Annotated in this window: 10 protein-coding genes and 1 pseudogene; 4 read left to right on the top strand and 7 right to left on the bottom strand. The window is 66.6% G+C overall.

Features of this window, described 5'->3' with window-relative positions:
- Positions 1 to 373 precede the first annotated feature (373 nt).
- Positions 374 to 3,553 (bottom strand): outer membrane beta-barrel protein, encoded by a 3,180-nt coding sequence (locus XcodCFBP4690_RS22675; protein WP_167394478.1) that lies wholly within the window; start codon positions 3,551 to 3,553, stop codon positions 374 to 376.
- Between the two features lie 307 nt (positions 3,554 to 3,860).
- Here XcodCFBP4690_RS22675 and hemL point away from each other — a divergent pair, with 307 nt between their 5' ends.
- Entirely contained in the window at positions 3,861 to 5,150 is a 1,290-nt protein-coding gene (hemL, locus tag XcodCFBP4690_RS05245; protein WP_104539954.1) for a glutamate-1-semialdehyde 2,1-aminomutase, read from the top strand.
- Between the two features lie 449 nt (positions 5,151 to 5,599).
- A complete protein-coding gene (locus tag XcodCFBP4690_RS05240) occupies positions 5,600 to 8,368 on the top strand; it encodes a winged helix-turn-helix domain-containing protein (protein ID WP_104539953.1) in 2,769 nt (922 codons plus the stop codon).
- 149 nt (positions 8,369 to 8,517) lie between these two features.
- Here XcodCFBP4690_RS05240 and azu read toward each other — a convergent pair whose 3' ends face one another.
- The 3 genes and pseudogenes from azu to XcodCFBP4690_RS23020 form a co-directional block, all read right to left on the bottom strand.
- Positions 8,518 to 8,967, bottom strand: coding sequence for an azurin (gene azu, locus XcodCFBP4690_RS05235; RefSeq protein WP_104539952.1), 450 nt, complete (start codon positions 8,965 to 8,967; stop codon positions 8,518 to 8,520).
- Positions 8,968 to 9,196: 229 nt separating this feature from the next.
- Complete coding sequence (locus tag XcodCFBP4690_RS05230; protein ID WP_104539951.1) at positions 9,197 to 9,700, bottom strand: RidA family protein; 504 nt, start codon at positions 9,698 to 9,700, stop codon at positions 9,197 to 9,199.
- Positions 9,701 to 9,723: 23 nt separating this feature from the next.
- Positions 9,724 to 9,819, bottom strand: a pseudogene (locus XcodCFBP4690_RS23020) (c-type cytochrome); the annotation flags it as partial.
- Positions 9,820 to 9,888: 69 nt separating this feature from the next.
- Here XcodCFBP4690_RS23020 and XcodCFBP4690_RS05225 point away from each other — a divergent pair.
- Entirely contained in the window at positions 9,889 to 10,506 is a 618-nt protein-coding gene (locus tag XcodCFBP4690_RS05225; RefSeq protein WP_244183576.1) for an HAD-IA family hydrolase, read from the top strand.
- A 574-nt stretch (positions 10,507 to 11,080) separates the two neighbouring features.
- Here XcodCFBP4690_RS05225 and XcodCFBP4690_RS05215 read toward each other — a convergent pair.
- Complete coding sequence (locus XcodCFBP4690_RS05215) at positions 11,081 to 12,307, bottom strand: acetylornithine transaminase (RefSeq protein WP_104539950.1); 1,227 nt, start codon at positions 12,305 to 12,307, stop codon at positions 11,081 to 11,083.
- A 72-nt stretch (positions 12,308 to 12,379) separates the two neighbouring features.
- Here XcodCFBP4690_RS05215 and XcodCFBP4690_RS05210 point away from each other — a divergent pair, with 72 nt between their 5' ends.
- Positions 12,380 to 13,252 carry an ion transporter gene (locus tag XcodCFBP4690_RS05210; RefSeq protein ID WP_104539949.1) on the top strand — a complete coding sequence of 291 codons (873 nt, stop codon included), beginning with the start codon at positions 12,380 to 12,382 and terminating at the stop codon, positions 13,250 to 13,252.
- A gap of 168 nt (positions 13,253 to 13,420) precedes the next feature.
- On the opposite strand, the gene XcodCFBP4690_RS05205 is transcribed toward XcodCFBP4690_RS05210, so the two are convergent.
- Both XcodCFBP4690_RS05205 and XcodCFBP4690_RS05200 read right to left on the bottom strand, forming a co-directional pair.
- Entirely contained in the window at positions 13,421 to 14,236 is an 816-nt protein-coding gene (locus tag XcodCFBP4690_RS05205; RefSeq protein WP_104539948.1) for an SDR family oxidoreductase, read from the bottom strand.
- A gap of 163 nt (positions 14,237 to 14,399) precedes the next feature.
- Positions 14,400 to 15,059 (bottom strand): serine/threonine-protein kinase, encoded by a 660-nt coding sequence (locus XcodCFBP4690_RS05200; RefSeq protein ID WP_104539947.1) that lies wholly within the window; start codon positions 15,057 to 15,059, stop codon positions 14,400 to 14,402.
- Between the last annotated feature and the right edge of the window lie 83 nt (positions 15,060 to 15,142).

Below are 15,142 nucleotides of genomic sequence, written 5' to 3'. Positions count from 1 at the left end.
TGGTCCTTGCCCGCCCACCGTCGCGGGACCCTTGGCGGCATGGATGCCGCCACGGAGCTTACATGGACGTACTTGCAGCGTGTCCTGCGATGGTGGGTGGGCAAGGGCCCTGCAGCAAAGGCGCAGATGATCCGCTGTTCGCCTGATCTGTCCGTAGCGAGCAATCAGGTAGCGACAACTNGTAGGCTCGGTGGCGGCATCCATGCCGCCACACGGTCCCGCAATCGGTGAGGACACCACGCTAGACGGTTGGCTGGCGGTTTTACTGAAGAGCGAAGACACCGCGTCGTCAGCCAAGCCATCTCCCAAAACAAAAACAGCGACGCGTGCTTTCACGCGTCGCTGCTGGGACTGCCTTTGTTGCTTGATCCGATTAGAAGTCGTAGCTCAACGTCACCCGGCCAGAGCGCGGTGCCTGATAGGCCACGACCTGGTTCCACAGCGGATTGGTGGTGTTGTCGGGTAGTTGCGAGAACGGATAGATGTTGGTCGCGGTCTGCTCGTTGGTGATGTTGAACACGTCGAAACGCAGCGCCAGCTTGCCGTCGGCGAAGGACGGCTTGTAGGTCACGCCCATGTCGAGCTGGGCGATCCAGCCCAGCCGGCCCTGCGAGCCCGGAGGAGATGCCACGCCGGTGCCGGTTTCCGGGTTGTAGCAGTAGTGGTACGGACCACCGGTGATCGCACTGCCGCCATAACCGGCCGGATCGCGGCCGCTGTACTCGGTGCCGTAGTAATTGCCCAAGCAGTTATGCGGCGCGCCGGAGATCAGGCTGAAGTTGGCCGAGGCGCCCCATTGCGGAGTGAATTGGTAGAAGCCGAACAACTTGAGCTGGTGACGGTGGTCGTTGGATTGATCGCCGTTGAAATGTTCCATCAACGCCGGGTGGTCCCAGCTCTGCGTGGTCGATACCGAGGCCTGGCCCTGGTAGCTGCCCAGCGCGCCGCCGGTGCGCCACAGGTCCGAGCGCACCTGCCCTTCGGTGGTGCCGTAGCTGTGCGACCACACGTAGTTGACCTTGGCGTACCACTGGCCGTCGAACGGCCGTTCCAGGTTGAATTCCACGGCCGAGTAGTTGCGTTTGAACTTCGGGAACCCCGCCGCCTCGCGGCTCACCGACACTTCGTGGAACTGGCCATCGGTGCCGATCACGCCCCAGGTATTGGTCTGACCCGGATTGATCAGCGAAGCGCCAGCCACCTTGGAGAAATCGATGGTCACGCCTTGCGCGGCCGCCGCGTCGATCAAGGCGGTATTGGAGACGTCGTAGTTCTGGTCGTCGATACCGGCATTGAGGCGACGGTGGGTGCCGCGCACGCCCAGCACCCAGCCGCTGTCGAGTTGCTTGGTAACGCCGAGGATGAGTTCGTCCTGATTCTCGCCTTCGATGTCCTTGGCCACCGCGGTGCGTACATCGGCAATGCGGCCGAATCGCGAGTTGGCCGAGACCGCCGAGCCCAGTTGCTGCGCAAGGACCGGCGTGCCATCGGGATTGATGCCGCTGTAGGTGAAGTAGGTGTCGGTGGTGGTGGCCGGGGTGAACAGGCTCACCGCCGACAGCGGCAGGCCGAGGTAGTAACGGCCGAGGTTGCCGAAGACCTTCAGGCTGGAATCGCCATTGACGTCCCAGCTGAAGCCCAGGCGCGGCGCCCAGGCATTGTCCACTTCGATGTAGGGGTCGCCGAACGGGGTGTAGTTGGTGAATTCGTCCTTGCGCAGGCCCAGGCTGAGCAGCAGGGTGTCGGTGACCTGCCATTTGTCCTCGATGTAGTAGGCGCGTTGTTTTGCCTCGTACGAGTACAGGCTGGTGTTGATGTTGCGTACCACGTAATAGCCGCTGGATCCGTTGACCGGATCCACCAACCCCGGGCTGGGGGCGCCGATGCCACCAGCCTCGTTGGCCGACTGGCTGACCAGCCCGCCGGTGGCCAGGCCGTTGGGATCGTTGGTCTGGCCATAGGTCCACGCAAAGCCGGGGCCGGACAGCACCGACCCTACGTCGATGCCTTCGGACTTCTGGTTGTCGATACCGAAGTTGAGCGTGTGGTGGCCGATGCGCCATTCCAGATTCAGACGCTGATTGTCTTTCTTGTATTCGCGGTCGGGCGAACTGACCGAGGTGACCAGTTGATTGCCGATGCGTGGGGTGCCACCGGTGTAGGCCGGATTCTGCAGCGCGGCGCTGTTGATCACCGGACCATTGGCGGCGTCGTAGTTGAACGGGGTCAACTCGTCGGGCGTGGTCATCTTGCCGTACAACGCAGTCACGGTGAGGTTGTCGCCGATGTAGCCGGTGTACTTGCCGGTGAACAGGGTCGGGCCGGTTTTCCAGGTGGATTCGTCGGTGAGATAGCTGCCGCGCTGGCGGTCGACGTAGTTGTAGCGATAGATCGACCCGTTGGTCTCGGCCTCGTCGCTGGCACCGGTCACCTCGATCAGATGGTTGTCGGTGATGTTCCAATCCACCTTGGCGTACCAGCGCTTCTGCTTGTAGTCGTAATCGGTGAGGCCGCCGGTGCGGCCGTTGTCGGTGTCGCGATTGGTGCCCACGCGCACGCCGTCCGAATCCACCTGCTCGGCGGCCAGGAAGAAGAACAGCTTGTCCTGGATGATCGGCCCGCCGACATAGGCGCTGTAGGTGGTCTGGTTGGCTTCGGCTTCGCTGGCCGGCTGGTACAGGCCATTGGCCGCGCGCGCGTAGCGGTAGGCGGCGTTGTTGACGGTGCTGGCCTGGCTGTCCGGACGCCAGTAGATGTCGCGCTGGTTGGCTCGCAGGCCGTTGGGTTCCCAGATGACGGCGGCGCCGAACTTCCATTCGTTGGTGCCGCGCTTGCCGATCTGGTTGATCACACCGCCATTGGAGCGGCCGAACTGCGCGCCATAGCCGCCGGTGAAGATTTCCTGCTGGTCGATGGCGCCGTAGGGCAGGGTCAGGCCACCCAGGTTGTTGCTGATGGTGGTGGTGTTGAAACCGTTGAGGTAGTACGCGTTTTCGCTGGCGGCCGAGCCGCCGAAGCTGGGCAGCGAGCCGCCGAGCGGGCCGTTGTCGAAGCCGCCGCTGTTGACCACCACGCCCGGAGCCAGCAGCGCGATCGCCTCGGCGGTGCGGCCCAACGGCAGCTGCGCCAGCTGTTCGGCGGTGACCACGGTGCGGGTATCGACGCTGCTGACGTCGATGGTGGCCAGGCTGGCGGCATTGACGGTGACGCTGTCCAGGGTCTGCACGCCGCTCCCCGCGGCGCTGGCGGCGAACGAGACGTCGGTGTTGGCGCCGACGGTAATGGCGACGTTCTCGCGGGTGTCCACCACCGCGCCGTCGCGCTTGACGGTCACCTTGTAGGTGCCCAGCGGCAGGTTGCCGGCGGTGTAGCGGCCGCGCGCATCCACCGGCACTTCGCGGCTGAGGCCACTGTTGTTTTCCACCACCACGCTGGTGCCATTGCCCTGGCCCACGCTGCCGACGATGCTGCCGGTGGTCGACTGCGCGTGTGCACTGCCGATGGCCACCACCAGGGCCAACGCCAGCGCACGCTTCTGGATACTACGGTTCATGCTTTCTCCCCAAGTCTGGAACTGTCGCAAGGCGACCGATGAACGGGGCCAAGGGCCACCGGAATCACACTTTCTGAACATCCGCAGCAGGGCGCCAATGACCGCATGCCATCAGCTCATGCCCAACCGTCGCGTCGAGACCGTCGCGTTCGATCATAGGCAGCCGGGTTGCCCTACCCGCCGGCTCCGACGGGTAGGCAGGCCTCTGCCGGGTAGGCGCGCGAGGCTGCAGGCCTGACAATGGCGCACGCGATGCCCACGACCGGGCATCGGTGCCCCCATCGGTATTCCTCAAGGATCTGCGCGCATGAACCACACCCGCTCCCACGCCCTGTTCGCCCAGGCGCAGACCCTGCTGCCCGGCGGTGTCAATTCACCGGTCCGGGCGTTCAAGTCGGTGGGAGGCCAGCCGTTCTTCGTGGCGCGCGCCGACGGCCCGTATCTGTACGACGTGGACGACAACCGCTACATCGACTACGTGGGTTCGTGGGGCCCGATGATCGCCGGCCACAACCACCCGGCGGTACGCGAGGCGGTGGAACGCGCCATCCGTGACGGGCTGTCGTTCGGTGCGCCGTGCGAAGCCGAGGTCACCATGGCCGACACCATCACCCGGCTGGTGCCCTCCTGCGAGATGGTGCGCATGGTCAATTCCGGCACCGAGGCCACGCTGTCGGCGGTACGCCTGGCACGCGGCGCGACCGGGCGTAACCGCATCATCAAGTTCGAAGGCTGCTATCACGGCCACGGCGACTCGTTCCTGGTCAAGGCCGGCAGCGGCATGCTGACCCTGGGCGTACCCACCTCGCCGGGCGTGCCGGCGGGCCTGAGCGAGCTGACCGCCACGCTCAGCTTCAACGATTTCGAAGGCGCCACCGCCCTGTTCGACGAGATCGGCGCCGACGTGGCGGCGGTGATCATCGAACCGGTGGTGGGCAACGCCAACTGCATTCCGCCGCTGGCCGGCTACCTGCAGCACCTGCGCACGCTGTGCACGCGGCATGGCGCGCTGCTGATCTTCGACGAGGTGATGACCGGTTTCCGCGTGGCCCTGGGTGGCGCGCAGGCGCTGTACGGGGTGACGCCGGACCTGACCACCTTCGGCAAGATCATCGGCGGCGGCATGCCGGTGGGCGCCTACGGTGGCCGGCGCGAGCTGATGGAGCAGATCGCCCCGGCCGGGCCGATCTACCAGGCGGGCACCTTGTCGGGCAACCCGGTGGCCATGGCCGCGGGCCTGGCGATGCTGGAGCTGGTGCAGGCACCGGGCTTCCACGCCCGCCTGAGCGAGGCCACAGGCATGCTGTGCGAAGGGCTGGAAGATGCCGCGCGCGCGGCCGACATTGCGGTCACCACCAACCAGGTGGGCGGCATGTTCGGATTGTTCTTCACCGACGAAATCGTGGAGAGCTACGCCCAGGCCACTGCCTGCGATATCACGACGTTCAACCGCTTCTTCCACGCAATGCTGCAGCGTGGGGTCTACCTGGCGCCGTCTGCGTACGAGGCCGGCTTCATGTCCAGCGCGCACGATGCGGCGGTGATCGACGCCACGCTGGCGGCCGCACGCGAGGCCTTTGCCGAGGTGGCGCGCTGAGCCGCGCGCGTTGGTGATGGCCAGCACGACGTAGCGAGCGATCAGGCAGCCATCCGCCCTGGCTCGACGAGCAAGTGTGACAGTTCGCCAGGCAGGCGCGCGGATCGCCGCCGCGCGCGTGCATCGGCACCGATAAACGCCCTTGCCGATCTTCCCATCGCTGCCGATCCTTGGCCGCGCGCACCTGCATCGCTGGACCCAGCGCACAACCGGCCTCATCGCTTACGGCGATAGCGGCGTTATGCGGCCTGGCGCCTTTGCTTTTGTCTTGTGGCTGTCATACATTTCTGAAAGGTGTCCACGGACGGGCATGGGTGGGGACCCTCGAAGCAGCCGATCCGCGGTTGTCGCCTTCGCAGCGACAGGCCTGCCGTCGCCGCTGTTTCATCCTGTCATGCAGCGCATCGAGCCGGCGCGCTGCCGACGCCTGCCACGGCCGCCCTCGCCTCATGCTCAAGCCTGTTGCGTTGCTCGCTCCGCGCCCGTCACCGTCGCGCGACCATTCCCTTCCCGACTGGCTGCTTGCCGGCAAGCTGGAGCCGCCATTGCCGCGCCCGGGTGCGGTGCTGCGCGAGGCACTGCTCACCGCACTGGAGCAGGCGCAGGCACGCCCGCTCACCCTGCTGCTGGCGCCGCCCGGCTTTGGCAAGACCACCGTGCTGGCGCAATGGCATGCCCGGCTGCAGGCAAGCCAGCACATGGCCGTGGCGTGGCTGTCGCTGGATGAGGAGGACGCCGATGCCGCGCGCTTCCTCGGCCATCTTGCCCTGGCCCTGCAGCACGCGGGCGCGGATGCCGCACTGTGCGCCAGCGTGCTGCAGAGCCGCGACCAGGAGCCACGCACCGCCGTCAGCCTGTTGATCCGCGCACTGCGCAAGGCACCGCGCCCGATCAGCGTGATTCTCGACGACTACGACCGCATCGGCAGCGCAGCGGTCGATGAACTGGTACTGCGATTGATCGAACACGGCGGTGGGCGCCTGCATCTGTTGCTGGCCACCCGCCGCATTCCCGCACTACCGCTGGCGCGGCTGGACCTGCAGGCGCAACTCAGCCGCCTTGGCAGCGCGCAACTGGCACTGGACGCCGACGAGGCGCGCGCGTTGTTGGGGCCGCAGATCCCTGCGCCGGTACTGGACGCCTTGCTGCGCTACACCGAGGGCTGGCCGGTGGCCTTGCATCTGGCCCGCCTCTGGCTGGAAGGCGATGCGCAACGCCAGCAGGAAGTGACGGCGCGTTTCTCCGGCCGCAGCGCGCAGATCGCCGCCTACCTGGCCGAACAGGTCGTCAACGACCTGGATGCGGACACGCGCGACCTGTTGCTGCGCACCAGCCACCTGGAACGGGTCAATGCGTCACTCGCCGATGCACTGCGCCAGCGCGAGGACAGCGGTCGGCTGCTGGCGCGCCTGGAGCATTTCCATGGCCTGCTGGTGCCGCTGGATGGCGAACGCGAATGGTTCCGCTATCACCCGCTGTTTGCCGACTTCCTGCAGCAATTGCTCGACCGCGAGCATCCCGGCCACGCCATGCACCTGCATCAACGTGCGGCGCGCTGGTTCGGCGAGCACCAGCATCTGGCCGACGCGGTACGGCATGCCGCGCGCGGCGAGTGCGGTGATCTGGCCGCCAGCTACATCGCGCGTGCCGGCACCTGGCAATTGCTGCTGACGCAGGGCACGCACGCGGTGCGTGGGTTGTTGCGCCACTTCGACCACCGCACCATCCGCGATACGCCGGCGCTCAACCTCACCCAGGCGCATCTACACCTCAAACTCGGCGAATTCAGCCACGCGCGCCTGCTGCTGGAGCGCTTCCGTGATTTCCCGGCCGCACTGCGCGAGCCGCAGCAACGCGACTACACCGTGGTGGTGGCGCTGCTGCGCGACCGCCTGGACGAAATCTGCGGCAATCCGCACGGCCTGACCCAGATCGCCGCGCAGGCCGGCGCACTGGACGAAGACGACCACCTAGGCCGAGGAATGCTGCTGTGCATCTGCGCCAACACCGCGCTTGCACAGGGCGCGTTTGCAGTGGCCGAGCGGCATGCGCTGGCCGCACGCGATGCGATGCGCCGCGGCGGCAGCGATCTTGGCGCCAGCCAGGCGCTGCTGTCGCTGGGACAAAGCCTGTTCTACCGCGGCCAGCTCGGCGAGGCCGACGCCTGTTACCAACAGGCCCTGCAGTGCTGCGCGCGCTCACCGCAGCCGGATCGCGTACTGCAAGCCACAGCGCATTGCCTGCTCGCGCAGCTGCACTACGAGCGCGGCCACCACGACGATGCGGCCGACCTGCTGCATCCGGCGTTGGAGCTGCTCGAACAACACGATGGCAGCGCCGATGTGCTGGCAGCCGCCTACGACACCGCGCTGGGGCTGGAACGCCTGCGCGATCGCAGCGGACGCAGTGCCCTGGCGTTGCTCGAACACGTCGAACAGATCGCCCACGGGCGCAAGCTGGCGCGACTGTCCGAACTGGCCGCCGCGTGGCGATTGATGGCGCTGCTGGAGCACCCGGGCAACACGGCCATCGACCTGCTGATCGCCCGCACCGGCGGCGAGTCCGGCCTGGCCCACACACTGCGCGCCGCGCACCGCTGGCGCGACCGTGCCGCGATGGGCTTTGCGCTGGCACGCTGGCATCGGCTGGCCGGGCGCAGCAGTGCGGCGCTGAGCATTCTTGGCCAGATCGAACAGGCCTGCATCGGCAGCGACAATGCCTGCCATCTCGCGCGCACCCGTGCGCGCATCGCACTGGTGCTGCAGCAGCGCGGCGAACTGCGCGAGGCGCTGCCGCCACTGTACAGCGCACTGGAGCACGTGGCGCTGACCCAGAGCTGGCAGGCCATCGTCGAACTTGGCCTGCCGGCCAAGGCAATGCTGCGGTCGCTACGTCAGCACGACCCGCACACCGTTGGCGGCACCACGCGTGCATTGACCATCCAGGCCTTGCTCGAACGGCTCAGCGGCGACGAAGATCCGGCCAGCGACATGTTCAGCGAGCGCGAACTGGAAGTGCTGGCGCAGCTGGCGCGCGGCCACTCCAACAAGCAGATCGCCCGCCACCTGCACCTGTCGGAAAACACCGTCAAGTTCCACCTCAAGAACCTGTATCGCAAGCTCGACGCACGCAGCCGCGAGGGCGCGCTGGCGCAGGCGCAGCAACGGGGCGTGTTGCGTGGCCAGGATCCGCAGCAAGCAGAGGACGCGCCGCGCTAAGTGGCGGGGCACCTGGCGGCGCTCGCCCGACCTGCGTCTTTCACGGACGGCAGCGCCTGCGTTTGCAGCGCGTGATTGCTGCAGGCAACGCTCACGTCAATGCACCGGCACTCCGCACGCCACAGATGCACGCTGCCCCCGCGACAAGATCAGCCGAAGCGCAGCGTGCCCTTCATCATCGCCCAGTGCCCGGGGAACGAGCAGAAGAACATATACGCGCCGCCCTTGGTCAATTTGCTGGTGGCAAAGCTGACCGTCGTGCTCTGGCCGCCGCCGATGACCTTGGTATGCGCGATCACGCGCGCATCGGCCTTGGGCAGATAGCTGTCGGCGATGCTCGATCGCACGCCGGCGTTGGCAACCGGCTGGAAATCAGCGGTCTTGGTCAGCACCCAGTTGTGTCCCATCACGGCGGCGGCCATCTTGCCGGAATGCTTGAGCGTCAGCTCCACCTGCGTGCAGTCCGGTGCGATGGTGATGGCGCTCTGGTCGAACTTCATCTGGTCGTTGCCGGTGATGGTCACCGCGCAGGTCTTGGCCCAGGCCGAAGGCGCGAGCACCAGCAAGCCCAGTACGGCGATCGTGGAAAACAGTTTCAAGGCATGACTCCTACAATCAGAAATGCACGATGCGTCCAACGCAACCGTCGCCGCGCGCAGTGCGTCGGCGCTTCCAGGGTAACCGCTTGTCGGGATCAACAGAACCGTACACCGGCCGCTGCCACGGTGGGTGGGCAGCGCCTGGCGCAACGCGTCATCGCCATGCGTCTGCATGACGATGCGAAGCGACGACTTTCATGAGCTTCTCCGGCAAGGCAACGACACTCACTCAGGGACGCACGGCCACCACTTCGATCTCCACCCGATACAGCGGGTTGCCCAATGCAGCGATCTGGAACGCCGAGCGCGCCGGCAGGTTGGGCTGTTCCTTGGTGCCGAAGAACTGCCGGTAGCCTTCCATGAACCCGTTGAAATCCATCTTGCCGCCCATCGCCGGATCGCCCACCAGGAACACCTGCATCTTCACCACATCGCCCATGCCCAGTCCGAGCGATTTCAGCTGGTCCTGGATCTGCTTCAACACGCTCACCGTCTGCGCCTTGGTATCACCATAGGCGGCAGGTGACTCTTTCGGTGCGCTCGCATCCACCACCGCCGGCACCTTGCCGCTGACGTACACCGTGGCCTTGCCGGCAGGAATCTCCACCGCGGCGGCAATCGGAAAATCGCTATTGGGAATCTTGTGGCGGATGACATCGGCAGCGTGCGCGGCGGTCAGGCTTGCGCACCACACTGCAGCAGCGGTGACGGCAAACAACATGGGACGGGACATGGCAACTCCTTGGCAGGGAAAGGTCATTGGCGCAGCAGCTTGACGTCGTCGACAGTAACGCGCTCGGCATGGTCGTTGCCGAAAAGGGTACGCACATAGATCACCACATCGGCCACCTGGCAGCGCTCGCACGCTTGCCATGCAGCGGCGAATCGACAACGCTGCAGCGCTATGTCCTGAGCCTGCGCATGCCGACTCCACCGGTTTCCCTGCTATTGCTCGACTTCGATGGCGTGCTCGCCAGCTATTCGCGGCCACGCCGTCTGGCGGCCCTGGCAACGGCCGCCGCCTGCACGCCGCAGCGCGTGCAGCAGGTACTGTTCGACCACGGCCTGGAGCGCGCCTACGATGCCGGCGCGATCGACACGCCGGCGTACCTGAGCCAGCTCGGCGACGGTCTGGGGCATCCGATCGATCAGGCCACCTGGATCGCTGCACGCGTGGCCGCATGCCGTGCAGACCCTGCGGTGGCGGCGCAGGTGCTGGCGGTATCGGCGACAACCGCGGTGGCCGTGCTGACCAATAACGGCCCATTGATGGCTGAGGCGATTGCGCAGATCGTGCCGTCGCTGTTTCCGCTGCTGCAGGGACGCGTGTTGTGCAGCGGTGCACTGGGTGGGCGCAAGCCGGACCTGCGGGTGTATCAGCGTGCGCTCGACGCCCTTGGGGCGACCGCAGCCGGCACCCTGTTCGTCGATGACCTGTTCGTCAACGTCCGCGGCGCCCGTGCTGCGGGGCTGCACGCCGACACGGTGCGCGACGCACGGGCATTGCGGCGGGTGGTGCGGCGGTATGGGTTGGGATGAGGGGGGATTTGGGATTTGGGATTTGGGATTTGGGATTTGGGATTTGGGATTTGGGATTTGGGATTTGGGAATCGGGAATCGGGAATCGGGAATCGGGAATCGGGAATCGGGAATCGGGAATCGGAGCAGCGTTGGCCGGCGCTCTTGAAAGGTCAACGCTCTGCCGAGCGGCCAACGGTAGCTAGCCTCGCTCTGCAAGCGAATGCGCGACCAAACAATACGCTAGCCGTGTGTGTTGTGGTGAATCAGGCCAAGCATGCATTTATCGACATTCCATCCGCCAGCGTGCGTTTTTGCGCGCATGCGCGCGAAACCGCGATAAATCGGGCGCAACTCCTCGACCAGACCATGCTCAGCAAAACGCACCGACTAGCCCCTCTCCCATCGGGAGAGGGGTTGGGGTGAGGGTACGGCGGGAAGCGACAACCTCAGCAGCAAGAGCCGAGCCTCAAACACACGATGCCACGATCAAAATCAGACGATCGGCACGTCACGCACTCACTGACGCCAAACTGCACCCGCTCACCCAGACACAAGCCAGATCATTCAGCGCTTCCCATCGCGCAGGTATCCATCACCGCTGCGCGGCGTACTCGGCAATCGCCAGCCGCAGGCGCGCCAGCCCATCAGCCAGCTCGGCATCGGTCAGATTCAGTGCCGGCACGAAGCGCAGCACGTTCGGCCCCGCCTGCAGCAGCAGCAGCCCATGCCTGGCCGCCAGGTCGAGGATCGCGCTTGCCTGGCCGGCATGCGCCGGCGCCAGCACCGCGCCCAGCATCAGGCCGCGCCCGCGGATCTGCGCAAACACGCCGAACTCGGCGTTCAGCGCCTCCAGCCCGGCGCGCAACGCCGCCGACTGACGCTCCACGTTGGCCGCGATCTCCGGCGAGGACAGCTTGCGCAATGCCACCCGCGCCACCGCAGCGGCCAGCGGATTGCCGCCGAAGGTGGTGCCGTGCGCGCCGAACTGCATGGTCTGCGCCACCTTGGGGCCGGCCAGCATCGCGCCGATCGGGAAACCGCCACCCAGGGCCTTGGCCAGGGTCACGATGTCCGGCGTCACCTGCTCCTGCCAATGCGCGAACAGGCTGCCGGTGCGGCCCATGCCGCACTGGATCTCGTCCAGCACCAGCAAGGCATCGTGCTGGTCGCACAGCGCGCGTGCGCGGGCCAGGAAGCCCGGCGCGGCCGGCATCACCCCGCCCTCGCCCTGGATCGGCTCGACCATCACCGCCGCCACATCGCCAGCGGCCATCGCCGCTTCCAGCGCAGGCACGTCGTTGAAATCCACGTAGCGAAATCCGCCCGGCAGCGGCTCGTAGCCTTCCTGGTACTTCGGCTGCGCGGTGGCGGTGACCGAAGCCAGCGTGCGGCCATGGAAACTGCCGCGGAAAGTGACGATCACGCGCCGCTCCGGCGGGCGGCCCTGGTCGCTGGCCCACTTGCGCACCAGCTTGATCGCCGCTTCATTGGCTTCGGTGCCGGAATTGCACAGGAACACCTTCTCGGCAAAGCGCGAGGCGCCCACCAGTTCTTCGGCCAGCTTCAAGGGCGGCGCGCTGTAGAAGATGTTGCTGGTGTGCCACAGCTTGCCGGCCTGCTCGGTGAGCGCGGCCACCAGGTCCGGATCGTTATGGCCCAGCCCGCTGACGGCAATGCCCGAGGACAGATCCAGATACTCGCGCCCGGCATCGTCCCACACGCGACTGCCCTGCCCGCGCTCCAGCATCACCTGGCGCGGGCGATACACCGGCAGGTAGTAGTGCGCAAGGGACAGGGGCGAATCGGCAGCGGTGCTCATGGTGATCGGTCGCAGAAGCGGAAGGGGAGCGGGCATTCTCGCGCATTCGCACGCCTGCGGCACAATGCGCGCATGCGCCCTCTTTCCGATCCGCAACTCACCCCTGCCACCGACCACGGCTGGCGCCGGCACTGGTTCGACATCATCTACCGGCACGACACGCGCCCCTCGCGCAATTTCGACCTGATGCTGGTGGCGGCCATCCTCGCCAGCGTGGTGGTGATCATGATCGACAGCGTGCCGCGCATCCATGCGCAGTCGGCGCACTGGCTGGTGCCGCTGGAGTGGGCCTTCACAATCCTGTTCACGCTGGAATACGCGTTGCGGCTGGCGGTGGTGCGGCGGCCGCTGCATTACGCGCTCAGCATCTGGGGCGTGATCGATCTGCTGTCGATCCTGCCGAGTTATCTGTCGTTCTTCGTGCCCGGTGCGCAGACCCTGCTGGTGGTGCGGGTGCTGCGCATCCTGCGGTTGTTCCGCATCCTCAAGCTCACCCGCTACATCCAGGAAAGCGGGCAGCTGGTGGACGCGCTGTGGCGCAGCCGCCGCAAGGTGCTGGTGTTCCTGTTCAGCGTGCTCACCATCACCGTGATCGCCGGCGCCACGATGTATGTCATCGAAGGCCCGCAGCATGGCTTCACCAGCATCCCGACCAGCATGTACTGGGCCATCGTCACCATGGCCACGGTGGGTTTCGGCGATCTGGTGCCGCAGACCACGCTGGGCCGCTTCGTCACCTCGGCGCTGATCCTGATCGGCTACAGCATCATCGCCGTGCCCACCGGCATCTACACCGCCGAGCTGGCCAGTACGCTGCGCGAAGGCGGCCACGCCGGCAAGCGCGATATCCGCAATTGCGTGCGCTGCGGGCTGGAAGGCCACGCGCCGGACGCGCGCTATTGCCGGCAGTGCGCCGAGCCGCTGCCGGCCATGGGCAACGGATGAGTCAGGCCCGTGCAGCCGGGCGCGCGCAGCGCACGGACGCGCGTGCGACGGCTGCCGCCACGCCGGTCTGCGACGCGTGGCAGGTCGGTGGGAGCCAGTCCTCGACGGCACACGGCTCGCACCCCGCCCAGGTCCGGACGCGGCAGGCGCACGCACGGCGCACCACCGTCAGTCCAGGAACAGATCCGGCAGCAAATCGCGCGAAGGATCCACCGCATACCCGTGCAGATCGCTGATGCCCGCCTGCGCCAACACCTGCTCGTCGATCAGGAACTGACCATGGAACCCAGCGGCGTTGCGCGTCAGCACCGCATGCGCCGCATCGGCCACGATCTCGGGCCGACGGCAGGCCGCCGCATCCACGCCGGGCAACATGTTGATCGCATCGGTGGCGATCACCGTGCGCGGCCAGAGCGCATTGACCGCCACGCCTTGCGGACCGAATTCGGCCGCCAGCCCCAGCGTCACCAGGCTCATGCCCATCTTTGCAAGCGTGTAGCCGGTGTGCGCGCCCCACCACGCCGGGCTCAACGACGGTGGCGGCGCCAGGCTCAGGATGTGCGGGTTGGGCGCGCGCAGCAGATGCGGCAGGCAGGCCTGCGCGCAGAGGAAACTGCCGCGCGCATTGACCTGCTGCATCAGGTCGAAGCGCTTCATCGGCGTGTCCAGCGTGCCGCGCAACCAGATCGCGCTGGCGTTGTTAACCAGGATATCGATCCCGCCGAACGCCTCCACGGTGGCCTGGACCGCCGCATGCACCTGCGCCTCGTCGCGGATGTCGCATTTGAGCGCCAGCGCCTGCCCACCCGCCGCACGAACGGCATCCGCCGCGCCATGGATGGTGCCGGGCAATTTCGGATTGGCCACCGCCGACTTGGCCGCGATCGCCACCTTGGCCCCGTCGCGCGCCGCCCGCAACGCGATCGCCAGCCCGATCCCGCGCGAGGCGCCGGTGATGAAGAGGGTTTTGCCGTTTAAGGTCATGGGATTGGGGAATCGGGATTAGGGATTCGTCAGAGCTTACAGCCGGTGACCGGCGCCGAATCGGAACGCGTCATGTGCAGCTGCTGGATTCAACCGACCAGCCACCAGCCCTGCACCATCGGCCTTTACGAATCCCCAATCCCGAACAACCAATCCCAGCCACTCAGGGCTTCGGCCCCTGCCCCTCGTTGTCTTCCCAATGCAGCACACGACGGGTCACGAAACGGTAGACCGGCTTGCCGGTGGCGAACCACAGCTCGCGCACCCAGGAGCGGCGCTTGAGTACGCGACGTTCCACCGGGGTGATCGCGGCCGGGCAATACATGCGCTTGTGCTTGAGCAGGTGGCGCAGGTCTTCGCGTGCAAGCAGACGCATCCAGCGCGCGCGTGGGTGGCCGCGCACCGCCAGCTGGAAATCGATCACTGCCGGGCTGCCATCGTCCTGTACCAGCCAGTTGGCTTCCTTGGCCAGATCGTTGTGCGCCACGCCGCACCGATGCAACTGCTGCAACAGCCGGCGCGCCTGCCGGAAATACGCCAGGTCGCCGCGCGGCGGGCGCTGGTACATCGCATCGCCGGCCAGGTAACTGCGGTCCAGATGACGCCCGTCCCAGTGCAGCAGGCGTGGCGTGTGCGGCAGGCCATCCAGCTGGCGCAGTGCCAGCGCTTCGCGCCGCGCCAGCCACCATGCCACACCACGCAGCAGCCACGGCGCCACGCTCAGGTCGCGCCGCACGAACACGCGGCCGGCGTCGCGGATCAGCAGGATGCGCCCGAAGGTATCGGACTTCAGCGGCAGGTTGCCGGCGGGATCGTGGCTCATCGCCCATTGTAGACGGGCGGTCCGCATCGCCACATCGCCAACGCTCGCGCCACCGTGCACCGGACAGGCACTGCAGGGCCGGT

It is taken from the genome of Xanthomonas codiaei, assembly GCF_002939785.1.
Taxonomy (GTDB): domain Bacteria; phylum Pseudomonadota; class Gammaproteobacteria; order Xanthomonadales; family Xanthomonadaceae; genus Xanthomonas; species Xanthomonas codiaei.
The sequence above is the reverse complement of the archived record's forward strand: the minus strand, read 5'-3'. Positions and strand labels throughout refer to the sequence as shown.

Excerpts from the sequence above, each read along its gene's own strand:
- XcodCFBP4690_RS05210 (WP_104539949.1), top strand. The coding sequence starts at position 12,380 with ATGCGCCCTCTTTCCGATCCGCAACTCACCCCTGCCACCGACCACGGC.
- XcodCFBP4690_RS05215 (WP_104539950.1), bottom strand. The coding sequence starts at position 12,307 with ATGAGCACCGCTGCCGATTCGCCCCTGTCCCTTGCGCACTACTACCTG.
- XcodCFBP4690_RS05205 (WP_104539948.1), bottom strand. The coding sequence starts at position 14,236 with ATGACCTTAAACGGCAAAACCCTCTTCATCACCGGCGCCTCGCGCGGG.
- XcodCFBP4690_RS05200 (WP_104539947.1), bottom strand. The coding sequence starts at position 15,059 with ATGAGCCACGATCCCGCCGGCAACCTGCCGCTGAAGTCCGATACCTTC.
- XcodCFBP4690_RS22675 (WP_167394478.1), bottom strand. The coding sequence starts at position 3,553 with ATGAACCGTAGTATCCAGAAGCGTGCGCTGGCGTTGGCCCTGGTGGTG.
- XcodCFBP4690_RS05225 (WP_244183576.1), top strand. The coding sequence starts at position 9,889 with ATGCCGACTCCACCGGTTTCCCTGCTATTGCTCGACTTCGATGGCGTG.
- XcodCFBP4690_RS05240 (WP_104539953.1), top strand. The coding sequence starts at position 5,600 with ATGCTCAAGCCTGTTGCGTTGCTCGCTCCGCGCCCGTCACCGTCGCGC.
- XcodCFBP4690_RS05230 (WP_104539951.1), bottom strand. The coding sequence starts at position 9,700 with ATGTCCCGTCCCATGTTGTTTGCCGTCACCGCTGCTGCAGTGTGGTGC.
- hemL (WP_104539954.1), top strand. The coding sequence starts at position 3,861 with ATGAACCACACCCGCTCCCACGCCCTGTTCGCCCAGGCGCAGACCCTG.